The organism is Mesorhizobium sp. P2_D1 (assembly GCF_056404455.1).
The window spans coordinates 1-574 of sequence record NZ_JBFUDZ010000193.1; the positions used below are offsets into that span (position 1 = coordinate 1).

The window sequence follows — 574 nt, forward strand, 5'->3', positions numbered from 1 at the left end:
GCAACTGACAGCTGCTCTTGCCGTACCTTGGCCAGCTTCTCCGAAAAATCGTTGATGTCTGGCGCGGGAAATGCCGGATATGCGCGGGCTGCCTCCTCGACCACGCTCGCCGAATCTTGCGCCGACATCTCCGCGAGACTGATGAGCCCTGTAGCCGTGACGTGGACCGGTGATCGCTCACCCAAAGTGAAACGAACAGTCAGCGGGTGTGACGCTTCGTTATAGTGTACGCAAACCATATCGCGGCCATCTCGTACATGTAGGCCAACGCTTTCACCAACCTCTTCGCGAAGGCTGCGCATCTCGCCTGCGGCGAGCTCAACAAAGCCAAGCGCCTGAAGACGCGAAGCCGCCAAATCCAAAATCGCCAACCCTAGGCGGTACCTCTTGGTCGCCAAATTCTGCTCAATAATGCCTTCTTCGCACAGCGATCGCAGGAGTCGATGTATTGTTGCCTTGTCGAGCACCAGCCGGCGGGCGAGTTCGCTGACCCCGAGTTCGGGATGCTGAACACTAAATTCTCGAAGCAATCGGATCGTAAGCTTTGCCGTTTTCATAGCGCCCTGACTTAAAT

The 574-nt window shown here is 56.4% G+C and carries 1 protein-coding gene; it reads right to left on the minus strand.

Going from position 1 to position 574, the window contains the following annotated elements; translation table 11 throughout:
* On the minus strand, positions 1 to 557 hold a 557-nt coding region (locus AC1D0I_RS32915), incomplete at its 3' end, for an IclR family transcriptional regulator (RefSeq protein WP_477400238.1).
* Positions 558 to 574 lie beyond the last annotated feature (17 nt).